Source organism: Gemmata obscuriglobus (assembly GCF_008065095.1).
In the GTDB taxonomy this organism is placed as follows: Bacteria; Planctomycetota; Planctomycetia; order Gemmatales; family Gemmataceae; genus Gemmata; species Gemmata obscuriglobus.
Genome location: NZ_CP042911.1, coordinates 3,533,383 through 3,553,644, shown reverse-complemented (window position 1 = coordinate 3,553,644; position 20,262 = coordinate 3,533,383). Strand labels below are relative to the sequence as shown.

Sequence of the window (20,262 nt, the reverse complement as noted above, 5' to 3'; positions counted from 1 at the left end):
TCGGCGGAAGGTTTCGGCTTCAGTCACCAACCTTCAACGGCCACACCAACCGCAATCACGCTATAGTGGAGAGGCGAGAGCCACCGGCGCGACGTGCGACGCGGGCGGACCGTGCGCCGATCGTCCGGGCACCCGAACCAAGTCGGTGCGGGCTGGAGTCGAGCATGCGTGCGGAATGGGGGCGGCACCTGGGAGCGGTCGCGCTGCTGGCGCTGGCTTACGGCACGGCCGGTAAGTTGGGCCTCCTCGTCGCCATCCCGCCGGGGTACGCCACCCCGATCTGGCCACCTGCCGGGATCGCGCTCGGCGGATTACTGGTGCTCGGGCCGCGCGCGTGGCCCGGGGTGTGGCTCGGGTCGTTCGGGGCCAACGTCTGGTTGAGCCGGGGCGAACCGGCCCCCGGGCTGGCCGCCGCGATCGCCACCGGCGCGGCGCTCCAGGCGCTCGCGGGCGCGTGGCTGGTGCGCCGCTGGGTCGGGTTACCGGCCCCGCTCACCGGCGGGCGCCACATCCTCTCGTTCCTGGTCATCGCCGGCCCCGCCCACACCCTCCTTAACGCCACCGTGGGCGTCGGCGCGCTGTTCCTCGCCGGGGTCACGCCGCCCGCCGACGTGCCGCTCAACTGGTTCACCTGGTGGGTCGGCGACGCGCTCGGCGGGATCGTGTTCGCGCCCGTGCTGCTGGCCCTCTTCGCGCCCCCCCGCGCGGTGTGGCGGCCCCGCGTCGCCACGGTCGCACTGCCGCTGCTGTCCCAGTTCGGGCTGTTCGCGGCGATGTTCCAGCTCGACCTGGTGAACACCGGGCCGCGCGGCGAGCGGCTGTGGCTGCTGGTGACCGTGAGCCTGGGCCTGACCGGCGCGCTGGGCGGGTGGCTGCTCCGAGCCACCGGCCGCGAGGCGCTGGTGCGCGACGAGCTCCGCGCGCGCACCGCGGAACTGGACGCCGAGGTCGCGGAGCGGAAGCGCGCGGAGGAGCGGTTCCGGGCGCTGGTGGAGCGCGGGTACGAGGGGATCACCTGCTGCTCGGCCGACGGCCGCGTCACCTACACGAGCCCGAGCAACGTCCGCCTGGACGGGCGCCCGCCCAACGAGGTACTCGGCACCGACGCGTTCTCCTACGCCCACCCCGACGACCACCCGGCGGCCCGGGCCGCCTGGGCCGAGGTGCTCGCCCGCCCCGAGCACGCCGTCGGCCTCACCCTGCGCGTCAAACACAACGACGGCTCCTGGATGTGGGTCGAGGCGGTGGCCCGGAACTGTACCGCCAACCCGGCGATCGGGGGCGTGGTGCTCAACTGGCGCGACGTGACCGAGCGCAAGCGGGCCGAGGACGCGCTGCGCGAGAGCCACCGGCTCATGACCGCGATCAACCAGACGATCCCCGACGCGGTCTACATCTACGACCTGGTCGCGCGGCGGCCGGTGTACCTCAGCCCCCAGAACGCCGGCGCCCTCGGGTACACCCACGACGAGCTGCGCCGCCACGAGCACGACTTCATCCCGCGCCTCATGCACCCCGACGACCGGCCCCGGCTCGACGAGCACCTCCGGCGGCTCGGGGCGGGCGGCGCGGGCGGGGTGTCCGAGTTCGAGTACCGGATGCGCGCGCGGGACGGCTCGTTCCGCTGGTTCCGGAGCCGCGACACGGTGTTCCAGCGCGCCGCGGACGGGCGCCCGACCCAGATCCTCGGGGTGGCCCGGGACGTCACCGCGCGGGTCTGTACCGAGGCCGAGCTGCGGGCGAGCGCCGGGCGGCTCCGCGCCCAGCAGTCGGCCCTCGCCGAGATGATCCGCGACGAGTCCCCGGCGGCGGACGACCTGGACGCCGTTTTGCGGCGGTACTGCGCCGCCGCCGCCCGGACCCTGGGGGTCGAGCGGGTGGCGGTGTGGCTCCTCACCCCGGACCGGCGGGCGCTCCGGTGCCGGGCGCTCTACGAATCCCTCCCCGGCACCGCGGGCGGGGAGTACGTCACGCGCGAGGGCGCCGTCGTCGCACTGGCGTCCCTCGGGCTCCGGACGGCCCCCGCGCCGGCGCTCCTGGCGCCCTGGGGCGCCGCCGGGGCCGTGACGGACGCGCCGGTGCTCCTCTCCGCGCGGCTCGAAGGCGCCGTGTGCTGCCAGCAGGCGGGCGCCCGGGCGTGGAAGGACGACGAGCAGGGGTTCGTGCTGGCGGTCGCGAACGTCGTCGCGCTGGCGCTCGAGCGCGACCGGCGCCAGCGGGCCGAGCGCGCCCTCCGCCGCTCGCACGAGGAGCTGGAACTCCGGGTCGCGGACCGCACCGCCGAACTGTCCCGCAGCGAGCAGCGGCTCGCCCGGACCCTCGACGCGGCCAGCGACGGGCACTGGGAGTGGGACCTGCCGACCGGGCGGGTCGAGTTCAGCCCGCAGTGGCTCCGGCTCCTCGGGTACGACCCGGAAGACGCACCCGGGCGGGCGGAGTTCCTCCACACTATCGTCCACCCGGACGACGCCCACCTGGTGCGCCCCCCGGCCGCCGACGGCGCGCCGACCGGAGAGCGCGAAATCCGGCTGAGGACCAAGGCCGGGACCGACCTCTGGGTGCTGGACCGCCGGAAGGTCGTGTCCCGCGACGGCACCGGCGCGCCGGTCCGCGTGGTGGGCACCATCACCGACATCAGCCCGCGGAAGGAGATGGAGGCCCGGCTCCGGGCCAGCGAGACCCGGTTCCGGCTGCTCGTCGAGCACGCCACCGACGGCATCTTCCTCCACGGCCCCGACGGCGTGGTGCGGGACGCCAACCCGCGGGCGTGCGAGAGCCTCGGGTACACCCGCGCGGAGCTGGTGGGTATGACCGTCCGCGACTTCGACCACGCGGCCGGCCCCGGCACCCTGGCGGCGGTGCTCGCCCAGCTCGACGCCGGGCGCTCGCTGTCCTTCGACTCGGTCCACCGGCGCAAGGACGGGAGCACGTTCCCGGTCGAGGTGCGGATCAACCCGTTCCACCTGGACGGGCAGCGGGTGGCCCTGTCGGTGGTCCGCGACATCACCGACCGGAAGCGGGCCGAGGAGTCCCTCCGGGAGAGCGAGGCCAAGTACCGGGCGCTGTTCGAGTCCTCCGGGGACGCCATCTTCCTGATGGACGGCGACCGGTTCGCCGACTGCAACGCCCGCACACTGGAGATGTTCGGGTGCGACTCCCGGGACCAGATCGTGGGCCGCCCGCCCTACGAGTTCTCCCCGCCCCAACAGGCGGACGGGCGGGACTCGACCGCGCTCGCCCGGGAGAAGATCGGCGCCGCCCTCGCCGGCGCGCCGCAGCGGTTCGCCTGGACGCACACCCGGCTCGACGGCGCCCCGTTCACCGTCGAGGTGAGTTTGAACGCCGTCGCCGTCGGGGGCCGGCAACTGCTCCAGGCGATCGTGCGGGACACCACCGAGCGGGACCGGGCCGACCGCCAGCTCCGCGCGTCCCTGCGGGAAAAGGAGACGCTGCTCCGCGAGGTGCACCACCGGGTCAAGAACAACCTCCAGGTGATCGCCAGCCTGCTCTACTTCCAGGGGCAGAAGCTCCGCGACCCGGCCGCGCTGGCCGCCGTCGGCGAGTGCCGCGACCGGCTCCGGTCGATGATCCTGCTGCACCAGAAGCTGTACCAGGCGGACCGGCTGTCGCGGGTCGACGCAGCCGATTACGTTAAGACACTAGTCAGCGAGTTGCAAACCTCTTATTCCGTGCTAATCTCGACGGTGGCCCTTGAGGTGCGAGCCGAACCGCTCCCGCTGCCGGCGGAGACGGCCCTGCCGCTGGGCATGCTGGTGTGCGAGCTGGTCACCAACGCGCTCAAGTACGCGTTCCCGGACGGGCGCGCCGGCCGGGTCCGGGTGTCCCTCCGTGCGGCCCCGGACGGCCGCGCGGAACTAACCGTGTCCGACGACGGGGTCGGGCTGCCGGCCGGCTTCGTCCCGGGCACGCAGGGGGGGTTCGGTTGGCAGCTCATTGAGAGCCTGACCCGGCAGCTCGGGGCGGAGCTGCGCGTCGCCCCGCCCCCCGGCACCCGGGTCGACATCAGCGTGCCCTGGCCCCCCGGCGACTGATCCCCGGTCCCGCCGCCGGCGCCACACAACCGGCGCCGCCGACCGGACCGGGCGCGAACCGTTCGCCCGACCGCCCCTGACCACCGGACCCACCGACCGCCCATGGACGCCCACCCGCGCGTATTCATCGTCGAGGACGAAGCGCTCATCGCGATGGAGCTGCGGGACCGCCTCACGCGCCTCGGGCACGACGTGTGCGGGGTGGCCGCGCACGGCGAACGCGCGCTCGAGCAGATCCCGCCGGCCGGCCCCGACCTCGTGCTGATGGACGTGTGCCTGGCCGGGCGGATGGACGGGATCGAAACGGCGTGCCGGCTCCGGACCGCCTGCGACGCGCCGGTCGTGTTCCTGACCGCGTTCTCGGACGCCGAGCTGCTGGGCCGGGCGGCGGACGCGCGCCCGTTCGGGTACCTGGTCAAGCCGTTCGACGAGCGGGAGCTGAACGCCACGATTCAGATGGCGCTCGCCAAGCACCGGCTGGACCGCGCGGCCCGCGCGGCGCAAGACCAGTTGGAGGAGCGGGTGCGGGACCGCACCGCCGAACTGGAGCGGGCCAACGCGCGGCTGCGGGACCGCGAGCTGCTGCTCTCCGGCATCAACACGAACCTGGTCGGCGCGGCGGTGTACCGGCTCGTGTTCGACCCGGCCGGGCAGATGCGCTGCACCTACCTCAGCCCGAACGCCGCGGCCCTGCTCGGCGCCCCGACCGAGCCCCTGATCGAACGGCCCGAACGGTTCTTCGACCTGGTCACCGCGGAGGACCTGCCGCGGCTGCGGGCGTCGATCGCGGAGACGCTCCGCACCGGGGCCAACGACCTCGTCGAAGCGCGGCTCCGGCACGCCGACGGCGGGGTGCGCTGGTTCCAGTTCCGGTCGCGGCTCGTGGAGCGGCTGCCGGACGGGTCCCAGGTCCGGGACGGCGTGGCCACCGACGTGACCGCCGCGAAGGAGACCGAGCACGCGCTGCGGGTGAGCGGCGACCAGCTCGCCCGGCTCAACGCCGAACTGGAAGACGAGGCCGCGCGCCGCGCCTCCGCCCTGCTCCGCAGCGAGCAGCGGTACAGCGACCTGGTGGAGAACATCCACGACGCCCTGGTCCGCGACGACAACGCCGGCCGGCTGGTGTACGCGAACCGGCGCTTCCGGGAGTGGTTCGGGGTCCCCGACCGGCCGGCCGGTCCGGTCGCCCTGGACGAGCACGCGGCCCCGGAGTGGCGGGCCGCCCTGCGGGACCGGCACGACCGCCTGGTGCGCGGCGAGGCCGTGCCCGATCGGTTCGAGTACGAGGGGGTACGATGCGACGGCAGCCGGGTGTGGCTCGAGGCCCACGTCACGGCGGTCCTTGAGGACGGCCGCACCGTCGGCACGCAGGCGGTGCTCCGCGACGTCACCGCCCGCAAGCGCACCGAGACGGTGCTCCGCTTCCTCTCGACCGAGCTCGCCCGCCTCACCGGGCCGGAGTTCTTTGCCGCCGTCGCCCGCCAGTTGGCCGCCGTGTTGGGCGCGGAGGTCGGCTTCGTCGCCGAGTTGCTCCCGCGCATGTCCCCGCCCCGGGTGCGAACGCTCGGCCTCTGTATCGACGGCGTGCCGCAGCCCGAACACGAACACGCCCTGACCGGCGGCCCGTGCGAGGCGGTGCTGCACCGCGACGCGGTCGTGTACCCGGACCGGGTCCGGGAGCAGTTCCCGGACGAGCCCGGGCTGGCCGGGCTGGGCGCTCGAGGGTACGCCGCGGTCGCGCTGCTGGACCGGTCCGGGCGGCCGCTCGGGCACCTCGGGGTCGTAAGCCGCGGGCCGCTCCGCGACGCCGAGCAGATCGAGCCGGTGCTCCAACTGTTCGCGGTCCGGGTCGGCGCGGAGATCGAGCGCCAGCACGGGGCGCGGATGTTCCACAACCTGTTCGAGTTCGCCCCCGACGCGATCGTGATGACCGACCCCCAGGGCGCGATCCGCCTCGCCAACCGCCAGGCCGAGGAGCTGTTCGGCTGGTCGCGGGCCGAACTGCTGGGGCACCGGGCCGAGATGCTCCTGGCGCCCGAGCACCGGGACCGGTTCGTCCTGCACCGCCCCCGGCACGCGGGCGGCGACACGCCCGTGCCGGTCGCCCCAACGGCCCCCGACCTCCGCGCGCTCCGTAAGGACGGCACGGTGTTCCCGATCGAGGTGCGGGTGGCCCCGCTGGAGGTGGACGGGGCGTGGGTGACCGCGGCGGCGGTCCGCGACGTGACCGAGCGGCACCGGTTGGAGCGGCAGATCAACCGCGCGCACCGGCTCGAGGCGATCGGCACGCTGGCCGGGGGCATCGCGCACGACCTGAACAACGCCCTGGCGCCCATCACGATGGCGCTCCAGACGCTCAAGCACAGCTACCCGGACCACGCGGAGCTGCTCGACGTGCTCGAGGCCGGCGCGGGCCGCGCCGCCGGGATGGTGCGCCAGCTCCTCACGTTCGCCAAGGGCGGCGAGGAGAACACCCGGATCGCCGTGTCGGCCCGCGCCGTGCTCACCGAGGCGGAGAAAATCGTTCACTCGACGTTCCCGAAGAACATCGCCCTGACGGTCACCTACCCGCCCGGGCTGCCGGCACTCCTGGCGAACCCGACGCAACTGCACCAGGTGCTGCTGAACATGTGCGTCAACGCCCGCGACGCGATGCCCGCGGGCGGCGCGCTCACCCTCTCCGCCGAAGCCGCCGAGCTGGACCAGGCCGCCGCGGACGCGCTCGCCGAGTTCGGCGCGCGCCCCGGCAGCTACGTCGTGCTCAAGGTCGGCGACACCGGCGGCGGCATCCCCGCGGACGTGGCGGAGCACATTTTCGAGCCGTTTTTCACCACGAAAGGGGCGGACACGGGCACCGGGCTGGGGCTGTTCAGCGCCCTGGGGATCGTCAAGAGCCACGGCGGGTTCATCCGGGTGACGTCCGCACCCGGCCTGGGGACGACGTTCGCGGTGTACCTCCCGACCGCTTCGGACCCGTCGCGGAGCGGGGCGCTGCCGCGGGCCGAGGCGCTCGTTCGGGGCGCCGGTCAGACGGTTCTGCTCGTGGACGACGAGACCTCGATCCGCCAGCTCGCGAGCCTGATCCTGAAGCGCGCCGGGTACACCGTCGCCACCGCCGCGAACGGCGCCGCGGCGCTCGCCGCGGCCGCCGCGCTCGGGGACCAACTGGCGGTGATCGTCACCGACCTGCACATGCCGGGGGTGAGCGGGGCCGAACTCGTCGGCGAGTTGCGCCGGGTGCGGTCGCACGTCCCGATCATCGTGACCAGCGGGCTGCTGGGGGCCGCGGAGCTGTCCGAACTCCGTGCCCTCGGCATCGAGCACACGCTCAACAAGCCCTATTCACAGGGCCAGTTGCTCAAGGTACTCAACACCGTGTTGCCCGCGGCCCCAGGCAATTGACACCGAAGCCGGCTGGTCGTGTCTGTTTCTTGTGGCACAGACATTCCTGTCTGTACGGCGCATGAAGGTTGCACAGACAGGAATGTGTCACAAAGACAAAAACCCAAGCGGGCACCAACAACCGGATCGCGTGTGAGCGCTGCCGATAGCGACGGCGTTCACCCTTGCACCAGTTCGTCCCACAGCTTTTTGTACCCCTTCAGGAACTCGGTGCCTTTCGCCACGTCCGGGTACGCGGTGCCGACCTCGCACAGGGTGTAGCGGTCGTAACCGATCCCGCGGAGCAGTCTGAACAACTCGCGGTATGGGTAGGTGCCCTTGGCGTCGTTGGTCAGGTCGTTGATGTGGCACGACTTGATCCACGGCTTCAGCAGTTCGAACCCCGCCTTCACCGATTTGTTTTCCAGATCGGTGGCGTTGGAGTTCCACGTCACCCCGACCGCCTTGTGGCCGCACGCCTCCATGATGGCCTTCATGTTCTTGGGCAGTTGCGTAACGGCGCCGTGGACCTCGACCCAGATTTCGACGCCCGCGTCGGCAGCGGCCTTACCGCACTCCTGAAGGGCTTTGCCGATCTGCTCGAAGGTCTTTTTCTCATCGCCGCCCTTCGGCACACCGTTCGGGCGCACCTTCACCCCGGTCCCGCCGAGGTCGTGGACCAGTTGGATGAAGGCCTTGCACTCCTCGACGTTCTTCTTCACCACCTCGGGCTTGTCGGAGTGGAACTCGCAGGTGCTGCCGCTCCCCCAGAAAGTAACGCCCGAATCCGCGAACTGCTTCCTCACGTCCTTCCGCTGATCGGCGTTGAGGACCGGTTCGACCCCATGCTTGTGGGTGGTGCGGCACTCGACCGCCGCGATCCCCACCTCCTTGCACACCTTCAAAAGGGTCGGCAGGTCCCAGTCTTTGGGCACGTTATACGTGACGATTCCGAGCTTGAACTTCGCTGCTTCGGTGGCGCTGGCGTTCAGGGGGTGTAAGCTCCCCGAGACGAGCGCGGACGCAGACGCAGCGGACGCAGCCAGAAACGAGCGGCGGGAGAGCGTGTCCATTTTGTGCGGTTCCGGATGAGAAGATCGAAACGGAACTGATGATCCACACGGGAGATGCGACTGCAAGAGAAAAAAGTTTGGGGCGGAGGCAATAACCCGATCGCGGGGCGCATCGGAGATGGTGAGGAAGGGGAGTTTGGCAGCGACCCTTCCTTAAATGTGGGAGCGACTGTGTTGGGCCGGTGAGTCAAGGGGTTGGCAGCGTCCCCAAAGCCTCACCGGCCCGGCCTTTTTCACTTCTGCCCGCGTTTCAATTCCTGCACCTCTTTCCGCAGTGCCACAAGTTCTTTCAGGATTGCATCGAGTTTCGTATTGCTGGACGATTGCTCCGTCAGCGTGATTCCCGCACGCTGGGCGCGGAGCGCGAGAGCATGACGATTGAGTGTGGTGAGCATCTCGCGTTTTGGCTCAATCGCCCTTTTGAGTTTTTCGCACGCCCGGGCGCGGCCGGCGGTGCTGTCAATCGCATTCTTCAATGCTTCCCGTTCGCGCCTAATTCCTTCTCGTTCGACTTCCTTGATCTCGACTTGGAGTTGCAACTCAGGGATTCGCTTCTGTAGCTCGGCCAGTAACCGAGCGCGGAGCGCCTCACCGGCCGAAGCCTGAGCTTCTTTCTCCTCCTCAGTTAGACGCTGTTTGTCCTTAGCTACGGCCGCCTCGAGCTCTTTAATGTGCGGGCTCTCAGGGGGAGCATTGCGTTGTTCTCGTTCGAGCCGCTCGCGGGAGTCCTTCAGAGCCACCCGGGCCGCTTTGACATTCGGGTCGGCGGCGACGAGTTGCTGCAGAAGAAGCGCGTTACCCTGTAAGTTTGCCGGCTTGTCCTCGAGCCGACCTTTGAGCACTTTGAGCTCGACGGACAGCCGATCAAGTTCGCGGCTGACGGAGGCGAACAACTTTTCCGTTTCGAGCAACTGGATGTGAAGCGACTGGATCGTGCTATCTGGGGTAGCTCCGCTGATGCGCTCTTGCGCGTCGATGATAACCTCCATCTCCTCGATTTCTGCTCGAAGGCTCGCTTCATATCGCTCGAGCTTCACAAGTTTCTCGTCGAGTTCCAGGTCGGCCGCGTTGGGCGCCGGCTTGGGTTTAGCCGGCACGTCTTGGGGTCCCGGGTGCGCGGCCGGGAGCGCCATCGCGTTAACGCCGTTGCTGGCGGGCGGACCGCTCTGGGCGACCACAAGCCCGACGCCTGATAGCGCCGCGGCGAGCAGCACGCCACCAAGAGCAGTGAAGAGGGTGGTTCGGTTCATCGAGTGGATCACTCCGTGGGCCAGGGATATCGGTGTCGTGATCGGGCCGGAACCGGTGGTGAATTGTCGCGCAAGTGCGACCGCGGCAGAGGTGACGCGCGGCGACAGGCCGGTGCCCCCGGTGGCAACGAGCACCGCCGGTAGCGTGATGCCGCGACGAGTCAGGCGCTGCGCCAGCCGCGCCCGGGCCGCCGCGAGGCGCGACAGCACCGTGCCGCGCGGGCAGCCGAGTTCGCGCGCGGCGTCCTCGGTTGAAATCCCGCCCAGGTAGCACAGCACGACGGGGTGACGAAGCCGGGTCGGAAGGCGTGCCACTTCCGCGTCCAGCAGTTCCGACAGTTCGCCGCGCTCGACCGGATCGTGAACGGCTGCTCCGGGTACGTCCGGAACCGGTTGCGTGACGGGCCGGCGCGCCGCGGCCCGGGCCGACACGCGGCGGGCGACCTTGAACAGCCACCCGCCGAGATTCCCACGCACGCCACCGGCTTTACGTGCCAAAACCAGGAACACGGCCTGAAATGCGTCTTCGGCAAGTTGCTCGTCGCGGAGTGCACGCCGACAAAGGCCGAGCACCATTGCACCATGCCGCCACACCACCAGCTCGAACGCCGCTTCGTCGCGGTCGCGTGAGTAGCGCCGGAGCAGTTCGGCGTCGGACACGCCGTCGCACGACGCGGCCTTGCGGCGGGCCAGGAGTCGATCGAGTAAGCCGCGGACACGCTGGGACACAGTCACCTCCGGGGTTCACATCAGAAGTGCCTTCAACCCCGGAAGCGATTCATTAAATTTCGCAACGACGGGTCACTCTTGCGGCTGGGCTTTCGCGCCAATACCGAACTGGCTGACGGGTGTCCCGTCGGGCGCGGTGGTGAAGACGAGCAGGATGTCGGCGCCGTCTTTCTTACCAGCAATTCGGAACTGATAGGACTTGCCCCACGGGTCAACGAGATCTTTCTGCCCGTTCGGCAGGAACGATGTCCCCCCGAACGGCGGGGTAATGAGGTGCCCGGGTTCGATGGGCCAGCGGTCCTCGTCCGACGCGCCCGGGTTCGCGGGGCTCATGGCGTAGGCGGTGACGGCGTCCGAAATGCGCTTGCAACCAACCTGCGCCTGTTCGAGTTGCTGCTCCCGTTTGGCCACTTCACCGACCTCGCGCGGCGGCGGCACGGCTGCGGACGCCGGATCCGCTTTCGCGTTCGGTCCGCCCTTCCCCTTCGGGGTCACTTGCTTCGATTTCGGTTTGGGTGCCACCGGCTCCGGTTCGACCTCGTCGGCCGGGGTGGTCCGAAACGGAGAAAACGTCACGACGACGAGCAGAGCGATCGGGATCGCCAGCACCAGCGCCAGAAGTGTTTGCCGCTCAACCGCACCAACCCGCTTCATGTGTGCTCTCTTTGCAAAGCCGCAAACTACTTGGGGAAGCATCGATTTCAGTTTACTCCCGTACTGGCTTATCACGGTCCCGTCGGGTGCAATAGTCAAGATGAGGGAATACGTCCGACCATCGGCACGTGTTCGAGTTTGCATGGAATACTCATTCCCCCACGGGTCAATCAGATCACGTTGACCGTTCGGAAGGAGGGACGGACCGCCCCAGGGTGGGCGGTCCAGAGCACTCAAGGTCGGAGGACGCGCTTGTGCAGAATTCGAAGGGTGCTCCACGTAACGGTCTATTGCTTTGGACAGTTTGGCGCAGTGCCAGAGTGCCACATCCTTATTCCCGTCACCGAGATCCTGGCGGGAGAAACTAAAGCCGGTTTTGATTCCCCAAGCTGTGAACAGGGCGCCCACCACCAGCCCCAGCAGTGTGCCGCGGTTCAGCCAGGCCGAGTAACGCAAACCAGCTCCAGGCGCGGTGAGAATGCCCCTTCGGGCTCACTTCTTCTCGTCGGCGGATGTGTGGTCGTGAACGATTTTCCACCCGTCGGGCAGCTTCCGCAAGAGGACCGTGAACCGACCGCTCGCGGTTTTCTTTTTCTCATCCTTTTCTTTCTCGAACACCAGCTCGAACTTCCCCCGCACCATCGCCGCGTTCGGGCTGAACGCCTCGACGTGAAGTTCCGAGAAGGTCAGCTTCCCCATCTCCTTGCCTTCGGCCTGATACCGCTTCTCGTACCGCTCCTTGGTCTTCTTCCACCCGCCGGTGATGTCGCCGCCGGAGATGAAGGTCAGCTTCTCGTCGTTCCAGTAGCCGGCCATGAAGCCGTCCAGGTCGCCCTTGTTCCACGCGACCGCCTGCGCCTCCAGCACCGCCCGGATGTCCTTTTCGTCGCTGGCGGGGGTACTGGCGCCGGTCGCCCGCGCCACGGCGGTGACCAGCGCCGTGCCGGCCCCGATCAGCAGCACGAACAGCACGATGTTGACCAGGAACGCGACCTTCAGGAACTTCGCGCGGAACCGCACTTCGTTCGCCAGCGTCGTGGGGGAATCAGACATAACGTTACGCCTCGCAAAGAACGGACGGGAGAGTCCCGGTTAGCATAGCCGCGCGGGTTTACCGCGACCCGGGTGCCCGGTACAGTGATTGCACCACCACCGCCCACGAGCACCCACGGAGCGACCCACGATGCAAGCCGCAGCACTCGACTGGCTCAACAAGAACCACGAGGAGATCGTTCAGGGGCTGGCCGAGCTGGTCGCGATCCAGAGCATCAGCACCGACGGCGAGCACGGGGCCGAGATCGAGCGCACCGCCAAGCTCACCTGCGACCAGATGCGCCACGCCGGGCTGCACAACGTGGACGTGCTCCGCGTCGGGCACTCGCTCCCCTACGCCTACGGCGAGTGGCTCGAAGCGCCCGGCAAACCCACGGTGTTCCTGTACGCGCACCACGACGTGCAGCCCGTCAATTTCATCGAGCAGTGGCTCAGCGACCCGTGGAAGCTCACCCGCCGCGACGGCCGCCTCTACGCCCGCGGCTCCGCCGATGACAAGGGCGCGATCTCGGCCCAACTCGCCGCCGTGGCGGCGTACCGGAAGACCGGCAACTAGCTCCCGGTCAACATCAAGATGCTCGTGGAGGGCGAAGAAGAGGTCGGGTCGAAGAACCTCCTGAAGTTCTTCGAGACGCACCGCGACCGGCTCAAGTCCGACGTGATCGTGGTGTGCGACACCGAGAACGTCGAGGTCGGCACCCCGAGCATCACCTACTCACTGCGCGGCATCGTGGCGGTGCGGGTCGATGTGACCACCGCGAAGATCCCGGTCCACAGCGGGATGGGCGGCGGGAGCCTGCCCGACGCGACCATCGCGCTCAACGCGATCCTGGGTCGGCTTTACAACGAGGGCGGGCCGTACCCGATCCCGGGATTCTACGACCAAGTCCGGGCGCTCTCCGACAAGGAGCGCGTCGCGTTCGACAAGCTGCCTTCCGATCTGGAGAAGATCCGCAGCTCGATCGGGATGGTGCCCGGGGCGCGGTTCGCGATGGAGTCCGGGTACTCCGAGTACGCGCAGTGTTGGCGCCGCCCGGCGGTCACCGTGATCGCGCAGGAGGCGAGTTCGATCAAGGGCGCGTCCAACCAGGTGCTCCCCAAGGCGTCGGCCCTCGTGAGCGTCCGCATCGTGCCCGATCAGAAGCCCGAACAGGTGCTGGAGAAGCTGACCGCGTTCCTGAAGGCCAACCCGCCGTGGGGGTGCGAGGTCACCGTGACGCCGGCCGGCCCGCCGGTGGACTGGTGGATGACGGACCCGAACGGTCCGGCGTTCGAGGCCGCCCTCGCGGCGATGCGGACCGGCTTCGACCGCGACCCGGTCGCGGTGGGGTGCGGCGGGTCCATCGGGTTCGTCGGCCCGCTGTCGGACCTGTTCGGCGGCGCCCCCGCGCTGCTGATGGGCATCGAAGACCCGGCGAGCAACGCCCACGCCCCCAACGAGAGCCTGCACGAGGGGGACTTCAAGAAGCTCATGGCGTCTCTGGTCACCCTGTTCGCGAACCTGGGAAAGCTCACCCCTGCAACCGTCAAGTGAGCTAGAAAAGGCAGAGCCAGATCCGCAGATCGCGCAGATTAACACGACTTGGAAGACCTGAGCAGCGCGTTCCCGTTCTTCCAAGCGGTGTCAATCTGCGGATCGACTCACTTCTTCGGGTTCTTCGCTCGCCCCGCGCGGTTTTGTTCCCGTCTGCCGCTTGGCAACTCCCGTTCCGCCGGTCACGATGAAGGCTGACACGCTCGCGCCCGGATTAGGTCGCACCATGCCGCACGCACCCGCACGACTCACCCTGATCTCCGCGGCGCTGATGGCGCTCGCGAGCCCCGCGCCGGCACAGGTCAACGAACCGCCCCGGCCCGAAAAGGTGAAGATCGAAATTCGGTACCGCATCCGGGCCGACCGCGACGAGCGGGTGCGTCAGTACACGGACCTTCAGAAGTTCCTCGCCAAACTCGGGTTCGACGACGCCCGCAAGAACGACCCCGACTACGACCTCGAGATCTTCGAGCCGACGGCGGAGCGCATGACCGGCACCATCGCGGGGGCGAAGGCGCTGAGCGTTTTGGACAGCCCGCGGGTGCAGAACGTCCTGTTCGAGCCGGCCGACTTTGTGCGCCCCGACGCCGACAAGCCGGTGGCGGTGAAGCTCGGGCTGCGCGGCGGCTACCTGCCCGGCACGCAGCAGCAACTGCACCGCCAGACGGTCGAGCACCTCGCGCAGCTCGGCTTCGTCGAGTCGCTCGGCTACGACACCCGCGGTTACACGCTGGTCCGCGGGGCGCTCCCGAGCAAGAGTGTAGACGTGCTGGTGAAGGATCTGCGGTACGAGCCGAACGGGTGGTTCGCTCCCCGCACCCGCGTCGCGCAGTTGCCCGCCCCCCTCAGCGACCGCAACCCGATCCGGTGGGCCGAAGTGCTCCCGCACACGGAGTTCGCCGCCCCCCTCGCCCCGCCGGCGGTGCTGCCCGCCCAGCTCAAGTACTCGGCCGACCTGCGGGCCGCCCTGTTGGCCCCCGGGACCAGGGGCGCTCAATTGCGCGTCGAGGTGATCTTCCGGGAGCGCATCGAGGACCTGCAAACCTTCAAAATTGCTCTCCGCGGCCGGTACGCCGGCGCCTCGGTGGACGGGGTGATCGGGAACATCGTTCACGTCCGGTTGCCGCGAGCGGAATTCGTCGAGTTGCTCGCCCAGGAGCCCGGAGTTGTCGGCCTGCGGCTACCGCGGCAGGGGACAGAAACGGTCACGACCGGCACCGGGGAGAAAGCCGAAGCCGTCGCGGACGCCCTCAAATCGTCGCGCCTGGATGAGCTGCACAAGCGTGGGTACACGGGTGCCGGCGTCAAGGTGGTGCTGATCGGGTCCGACTTCACCGGCGCCGCACAGTTGATCGGCAGCGAACTGCCCCGGCGCACGAAGGTGCTCGATCTGACGACGGAACTCGCTCCGGACCTGATCCCCTTCAAGTCCGACCCCGCGCGAGTCGGGGCCGGCGTTCCGGCCGCGAAGGCGCTCGCCGCCGCCGCTCCGGACGCCGAACTGGTTCTCGTCCGAATTGATCCCGGGTGCTACTTCCACCTGAACACCGTCCTGAAGTTGACCCGCGGCGAACTCGAATACACCGAGGCCCTCCAGAGCCGGCTGGCGGAACTCTCGTCCCGCCTCTCGGCGTTCGAGGACGATCGCGACCGGGCGATTGCTGCGTACAAGACGGCGTTCGCGGACCTGACCGACAACGAGGTGGCGGTCGCGCAGCGGAAAAAGGCCAAGGCCGATCTGGATGCGGTCATGGCGCGCGAGCGAGAACTGACAACGCTGTCCGGGCGCTTAACTACCTACCAGAACGAGATCACCCGCACGTTGGCCGGTGCGCAGGTGATCGTGAACACGCTGGTGTGGGAATCCGGCTACCCCCTGGATTCCATCAACGAGTTCGCGCGGACCATCGACGCGCGGGCGACCGGGCCGGCGCACCGGGTGGTAAAGGGCATCCCCGCGAAACCCCCGCAGCACGTCTGGGTACAGGCGGCGAGCGCGTCCGGCGCCGCGGTGTGGGGCGGGCCGTTCCTGGACGCCAACCGCGACGGGCTGATGGAGTTCGCGCCGCCGAAATCGAAGCTCCCCGCCGACTCCTGGTCGTCGACCCTCAACTTCCTGGGAACGCGTGCGGCAACCGGCACCGTCACCCCCGAACTGTTGGCCGGCGCGAAGCTGCGGATCGTCGTTCAGTGGCGCGAGGCGGCCAACCCGAACTTCCCCGACGCCGACACACCCGCTCAGCCGCTCACACTCCGGCTGTTGCGTCAGATCGATCCGACCGGCGCCAAGCAGTCCAGCGACGAGTTGGCCGAAGAGGCCCGCTCGGTTAACGTCCCGCAGTTGATCTACCGCACCCCGACGTTGCTGGTGTTCGAGCAAATGCTGGAGTTCACCGTCGCAACCCCAGGCCGGTACGCGCTGGCGGTGGAGTCCCCAGGGGCGCCGGACGCCCTGCTGCCGGTGCTGCGGCGCGAGGTGGAAATCTACCCGCGAATCGCGATCGACACCGTCGGCATCGCAGCCAGCGCCCCCAAGGTGGTGTTCCGGAGCTTCACCAGCCCGACCGCGGGCGTGGGCACTCCCGGAGATGCTCTGGGAGCAATCACGGTTGGGGCCGATCTCCCCGGTACGCTGGTGGGCGGCGGGACCGGCCTCACGCTCCGCGGGAAACCCGACGTTCTTGGACCGGGCGCTCTGAGCTTCGGCACCCAGGCCGCAAGTGGGTCGGGCGTGGCAACCGGGTTCGTGGGCGGAGCAACCGCGCTGCTGGTCCAACTCGGTGCCGCCGGCCCGAATGTGTTTTCTTCAACCGGAATTGACGGCACCAAGAAGCTCCAGCTACCGCCCGCGTGGCTGAACGTTCTGCCCCAGGGGCCGCGTGTCAAGCAGTGACAGCCGAATCAGGCAAAACGACCGGGGCCGAGGCGATGCGCCTCGGCCCCGGTTTGTTTTTGGTGCAACTGCCGCCTTCACGCCGTGAGCGACAGCACTACGAGCATCGGCCAGCCGACGTACTTGGACGCACGCGGATAGCGGTCTGCGAACGCCGCATCCGGGGCAAGTTCTTCCACGTTCGCGATCGTGAAGCCGGCACGCAACGCGGCCATCACGAACGCCGCCACTGAGTGCGCGACACTTCCCGGCTGAACCAGTTCGCCCGAATCAGGGTCCGTGAAGCGCGCCTGTGTGCCGCGGAGCATCATGGCGGGGTGCATCGCGGACACGACCGCTCGCCCGCCGGGCTTGAGGGCGCGCCGGACGTCCGCGAAGAACGGATCGAGTTCGCGCAGGTGCTCCAGCACCAACCCGCTGACAACCAGGTCGAATTCCGCCGAAAACGGCAGCGGCGTGTGGAGGTCGTGAACCTGGAACGTGACCGCATCCGCGCCGGGCTTGGCCCGCGCCTCGTTCAGCATTCCTTCCGAGAAATCGACCGCCGTGACCGACGCCCCCTGCCCCGCCAGCCAGAGCGCGTGCCGCCCGGTGCCGCACCCGAGGTCAAGCGCGCGGAGGCCGCGCACCGCGCCGGCGGCGGCCCGAACGGGCGGCTCTTCAAGCCCCTGGAGCGGGTTCGCGTCGTGATCGTAAACCTTGGCCCAACGATCATAGCCGCCCCGAACGGCGGAGAGTTGATCCGACATGTTGCGTCCTATTAATTCTTACCAGTGCCTGACGACCACTCCCGCGCGATCAGCACCTCGTCGGCCTCGATCTCCAGCTCGTCTTCGTCGAAGAGGACGTGAATACTGAACCGGCCGTTCGATCGGAGATGTGCTTCCTGATAGAGCCACCACTGGCCCAGAAGATGTCTGGTGCGGACCCGACCGGGCACGCCACGAAACGTCAACCGCAGCGGGCGTCGGCCTCGAAACGAGCCGAGCGCGCCCGAAGTGTCAAGGCGGAGCGTGAGTTCACCAGTCCCGAACGAAGCGGCCCGAACAACGGCGTCGTGCGGGCCATCAGCAGCCAGTTGCCGAACTGGCCTCGGCAGATACGGTCCGATTACGTCCAGGTAGCGCGAGTACGCTTCGTACCGGCGGTCCCACTCTCGTCCCGCGCGCCGCGACCGACCAGAGTTGTCTTGCGTTCCCGTGTACAAGTCGCGCGTGAAAAAGACCATCCGCTCTCTCGTCAGGTTCCGCCCCCGATCAACACCTCACCCTTTCCACCGGTGAGCATGTCGCCCCGGAAACAGCGCAGGGTTCCGACACCGAAACCCGTCGGCAGGTTCACGCCCAATCGCGCGAAGTGTGCGAGGTACAGCGGCAAAAAGCTCGGACGGTACTCACACGCGAAGCGGAACGACGGCGGCAGTTGCGGCGCGGTTGCGGTCAGGATCGTGCCGCGCTTCATACCCGCGCCGCACCGCTCGCCGACCGTTCCGAACAGCGCCAGCGTCCCCGCGATCATCGACGCCCCGGCGAACTGGCCGCACGCGCCTTCGGCCACGATCAGCCCTCGGCGCATGAGGAGTCCGAGTTCGTCGCCCGCCGACCCGCGAACGACAATCGTTCCGCCGGTCATGCCCCGCCGCGACCCGCGATACGCGGCCCCGACGTGGTCGCCAGCGTGGCCGCGTACCTCGATGGAGCCGCCACGCATCTCGGCACCGAGCCACCCCGCGGCGCCAGAGTCGAGCGTCAGAGACCCGCCGCTCATCTGCGCGCCGGCGTGCATCCCGACCCGGTTTTCTACATAGATGTTTCCGGCACTCATCCGCGCGCCGATGAACTTGACGTTCGACGTGTCTCCGGCGATGTGCAGGTCTGCCCAGGTGCCCTTCGGGTCGTGTATCACCTCGAAGAACTCGCCGAGCGGCTCCGCGCGGTTCCCGTGCTGTACGGGTAGCTTGGCCACTTCCAGCGGCGACAGACCTGCCACCCGCTCGGGGGTGATGCCTTCGACTTCAAGCGGGATGCTGGAGGGCGCGCGTAGGGTGAGTTTGAGCATCACGTGCCCTCGATCAGCGCGCGGAGGCGGATGTGAAACGGCCCGAGCTTCCCGCCATAGTTGCCTGCGGTGATGCGTTTCACACCGGGCACACGGGTAGCCGCGAGCATCGCTTCCCAGGTCGCGCGTTCGACCGCGGCGAGGTCGAGGCCGTCGATCACGAGTTCGTAAACCGCGTTGACGCCGTCGGGAAGCTCCGACTTTACAGCGCCGCGCAGGGACGGGCAGTAGGCGTCGTTGGTGCTGGCGCGGAGCTTCTTGTACTTGCTCCCGACCTTGCTCCCCGAACGAACCACGCCGCCCGGGAACGGCAGGATCACGCCCGGCACGGCCCGAGCGGCATCAACCGCGTCCTCGGCGGCTTTGAGCCCGCTCGCCTGGGTGTTGGCGACAATCAGGATGTTGCCGCCCGCGACGCCCTTCGCGGTGCCGAACACGTCTTCGCAAAGGAACTCGCCGTCCATCACCGGGACGCGCCAGTAACGCTTGCCGTCGAGCAGCTTGCTGATCTGCCAACCGTCGCCAAAAAAGCGCAGGTTGCCGCCGATGCGGATCGAGCGGGTCGGGTCGATGGGGAGGCCGTTGAAGCACGCCGTCGTTGGGCACGTCAGGATGCACTGCGCGACGCGGTTCACGAGCGCCTTTTGCAACGCGTCGCGGCTGAACGCGAAGAACAGCAGCGACACCCCCGGCCGCCCGTCCGGAGTCTCCGCCGGCGTGAGCTCCTTCTCCAGTCCCGCTTCGGCATCGCACCCGATCACCGACGCCGCGTAGCCGGTCGCCGCCCGCGCCGCCTCCACCGCCCACCGGGCCGACTCCGCGGTCACGACGACGCGCGCGGCGCTCATGCCGAACGCCTCCGCGAAGGTGTCGATCACCTCCACGCCGTTCAGTGCCAGTGAGGCGATTGGCTCACTCACGGGAAGTCCGGAATGTTGAACGGTTTGCGGTTATCGATGGCGTCGAACGTGCGGAACTCAGCCATCTTCATGCTGCCGTCGGGCTGACGCTTGAACGTGCCCCTAACGTAAATCTGAACGCCTTTCATTTCCCCCCGCGTCTCGCCCTTCGCCATGAAACCGATTTCGACCGTGTTGTCGTCGATCTGTTTCACGTCGTCGCGGGAGAAGTTCCACACCGCCACGTGAACGTTGAACTGCTGCAACATGCGCCAGAACTGCGAGTTTTGCAGCTCCGCACGGGTCGCGGTGCGCGGCTGACCTTCCCCGTGGTACACGAGCCTGTCCGCGACGTGCTTGACGAAATCTACGGGGCGGTTCGTGTCAGCGGCGGTCGCCATCGCCTGCGCGCTCTTGACCGCCTGCTCGCGCGGGCTGTCGATGAACCGGTCGATCAGGAACACCACGAGCAGCAGCCCGGCCGAGATCAGTAACGGAACCGCCGCCTTACGGGTCTGGCGCTGGGCCGCGATCACGCCCGTGATGAGCGCCACGAACCCGAGCACGAGGTAAATTGCGGGCGGAGGGTCGGAAAGAAACGTTGGCATCGAATGGTCCCGGCTCTCGTGCGGACGGTCGCGGAGCGCGGGCGAACGGAACCTCTGGCTCCGTTCGCCCGCGCTCCG

General features: G+C 68.7%; 12 protein-coding genes and 1 pseudogene. 4 read left to right on the top strand and 9 right to left on the bottom strand.

Annotated elements, in window-relative coordinates:
* Positions 1 to 164: 164 nt before the first annotated feature.
* Both GobsT_RS14710 and GobsT_RS14705 read left to right on the top strand, forming a co-directional pair.
* Entirely contained in the window at positions 165 to 4,052 is a 3,888-nt protein-coding gene (locus GobsT_RS14710) for a PAS domain S-box protein (protein ID WP_010036330.1), read from the top strand.
* Positions 4,053 to 4,154: 102 nt separating this feature from the next.
* Entirely contained in the window at positions 4,155 to 7,454 is a 3,300-nt protein-coding gene (locus GobsT_RS14705) for a hybrid sensor histidine kinase/response regulator (RefSeq protein ID WP_010036329.1), read from the top strand.
* A gap of 158 nt (positions 7,455 to 7,612) precedes the next feature.
* On the opposite strand, the gene GobsT_RS14700 is transcribed toward GobsT_RS14705, so the two are convergent.
* From GobsT_RS14700 to GobsT_RS14685, 4 genes are all read right to left on the bottom strand, one after another.
* Positions 7,613 to 8,506 carry a sugar phosphate isomerase/epimerase family protein gene (locus tag GobsT_RS14700; RefSeq protein WP_010036327.1) on the bottom strand — a complete coding sequence of 298 codons (894 nt, stop codon included), beginning with the start codon at positions 8,504 to 8,506 and terminating at the stop codon, positions 7,613 to 7,615.
* 233 nt (positions 8,507 to 8,739) lie between these two features.
* Positions 8,740 to 10,485 (bottom strand): RNA polymerase sigma factor, encoded by a 1,746-nt coding sequence (locus GobsT_RS14695; RefSeq protein ID WP_010036326.1) that lies wholly within the window; start codon positions 10,483 to 10,485, stop codon positions 8,740 to 8,742.
* Between the two features lie 72 nt (positions 10,486 to 10,557).
* Complete coding sequence (locus GobsT_RS14690) at positions 10,558 to 11,139, bottom strand: hypothetical protein (RefSeq protein WP_010036323.1); 582 nt, start codon at positions 11,137 to 11,139, stop codon at positions 10,558 to 10,560.
* Between the two features lie 492 nt (positions 11,140 to 11,631).
* On the bottom strand, positions 11,632 to 12,192 hold the full coding sequence (locus GobsT_RS14685) for a YybH family protein (RefSeq protein ID WP_010036321.1): 561 nt from the start codon (positions 12,190 to 12,192) through the stop codon (positions 11,632 to 11,634).
* Between the two features lie 130 nt (positions 12,193 to 12,322).
* Here GobsT_RS14685 and GobsT_RS14680 point away from each other — a divergent pair.
* Both GobsT_RS14680 and GobsT_RS14675 read left to right on the top strand, forming a co-directional pair.
* Positions 12,323 to 13,726: pseudogene (locus tag GobsT_RS14680) on the top strand (M20/M25/M40 family metallo-hydrolase).
* Positions 13,727 to 13,952: 226 nt separating this feature from the next.
* Entirely contained in the window at positions 13,953 to 16,619 is a 2,667-nt protein-coding gene (locus GobsT_RS14675) for a hypothetical protein (RefSeq protein ID WP_010036317.1), read from the top strand.
* A 77-nt stretch (positions 16,620 to 16,696) separates the two neighbouring features.
* On the opposite strand, the gene GobsT_RS14670 is transcribed toward GobsT_RS14675, so the two are convergent.
* Genes GobsT_RS14670 through GobsT_RS14650 form a run of 5 tightly spaced genes read right to left on the bottom strand, consistent with a single transcriptional unit; the run spans position 16,697 to position 20,184 of the window.
* Complete coding sequence (locus GobsT_RS14670; protein WP_010036316.1) at positions 16,697 to 17,368, bottom strand: class I SAM-dependent methyltransferase; 672 nt, start codon at positions 17,366 to 17,368, stop codon at positions 16,697 to 16,699.
* 11 nt (positions 17,369 to 17,379) lie between these two features.
* A complete protein-coding gene (locus GobsT_RS14665) occupies positions 17,380 to 17,847 on the bottom strand; it encodes a DUF4085 family protein (RefSeq protein ID WP_010036314.1) in 468 nt (155 codons plus the stop codon).
* 11 nt (positions 17,848 to 17,858) lie between these two features.
* The gene (locus GobsT_RS14660) at positions 17,859 to 18,677 is read right to left on the bottom strand and encodes a formylmethanofuran dehydrogenase subunit C (protein ID WP_010036311.1); all 819 of its coding nucleotides are present in this window, start codon (positions 18,675 to 18,677) and stop codon (positions 17,859 to 17,861) included.
* A complete protein-coding gene (fhcD, locus tag GobsT_RS14655) occupies positions 18,677 to 19,597 on the bottom strand; it encodes a formylmethanofuran--tetrahydromethanopterin N-formyltransferase (protein WP_010036309.1) in 921 nt (306 codons plus the stop codon). The genes GobsT_RS14660 and fhcD overlap by 1 nt, the downstream gene beginning before the upstream one ends.
* The gene (locus GobsT_RS14650; RefSeq protein ID WP_109571087.1) at positions 19,594 to 20,184 is read right to left on the bottom strand and encodes a hypothetical protein; all 591 of its coding nucleotides are present in this window, start codon (positions 20,182 to 20,184) and stop codon (positions 19,594 to 19,596) included. Before GobsT_RS14650 ends, fhcD begins: the two co-directional genes overlap by 4 nt.
* Positions 20,185 to 20,262: the final 78 nt, after the last annotated feature.